The organism is Streptomyces katrae (assembly GCF_000966975.1).
Taxonomy (GTDB): Bacteria; Actinomycetota; Actinomycetes; order Streptomycetales; family Streptomycetaceae; genus Streptomyces; species Streptomyces katrae.
In genome coordinates, this window is record NZ_JZWV01001298.1 from 1 (window position 1) to 963 (window position 963).

The 963-nt window shown below is 72.2% G+C and carries 1 protein-coding gene; it reads left to right on the forward strand.

The window, feature by feature from the left end:
* Nucleotides 1-85 precede the first annotated feature (85 nt).
* Entirely contained in the window at nt 86-814 is a 729-nt protein-coding gene (locus tag VR44_RS36375; RefSeq protein ID WP_045951938.1) for an HAD family hydrolase, read from the forward strand.
* Nucleotides 815-963 lie beyond the last annotated feature (149 nt).

Below are 963 nucleotides of genomic sequence, written 5' to 3' on the forward strand. Positions count from 1 at the left end.
CCCCCCCGGTGTGACCCGGGCCACCGCACGGCCGGGTTCCGCGTACCGCCCCCGTGCGCGTCCGCGCGGGCGTAGGCTCGCCGGTATGCCGATCCGCGCCGTGCTGTGGGACATCGACGACACCCTCTTCGACTACACGGGGGCGGACGCCGCCGGGCTGGCCCGGCACCTGCGTGACGAAGGGCTCGGGGACCGCTACGGAACCCCCGCCGAGGCCCTGGCCCTGTGGCGGAAGGCCACCGAACTGCACTGGGGGCGTTTCTCCGCCGGCGAGGTCACCTTCCAGGGCCAGCGCCAGGACCGGGTGCGGGACTTCCTCGGGGAGCCCGCCCTGACCGCCGCCGAGGCCGACGCCTGGTTCGAGCGCTACGTGGGCCACTACCGGGCCGCCTGGACCCTCTTCCCGGACGTCCTGCCCGTCCTGGACGCCCTCGCCGGGAGCCACCGCCACGGGGTGCTCTCCAATTCCTCCGAGGCCAACCAGGACCCCAAGCTGCGCCACCTCGGTCTGCGCGACCGCTTCGAGGTCCTGGTGTGCGCCGCCGAGCTCGGGGTCAGCAAGCCCGACACCGCCGCCTTCCTCGCCGCCTGCGCCGCGCTCGGACTGCCCCCGGCCGAGGTGGCGTACGTGGGGGACCAGCCGGAGATCGACGCGCGGGGGGCGCGCGACGCGGGACTGACCGCCGTCTGGCTCGACCGGGACGGGCGGCGGGGGCCCGGACCCGGGGGCGTACACCGGATCGAAGGGCTCGGACAGCTCCCCGGGCTGCTGGCCGCTGATACCCGTTTTGGAGCACGGTCAGGCATCCGGTAATGTTCTTTCTGCGCCGGGGAGACGGGCCGAAAGGCCGGAAACCACAGGCGCTAACCAAACGAAAGGCCCCCAGGGGCTTGAAGTTCGGTGGGCTATAGTGTAATTGGCAACACGAGGGTTTCTGGTTCCCTTATTCTAGGTTCGAGTCC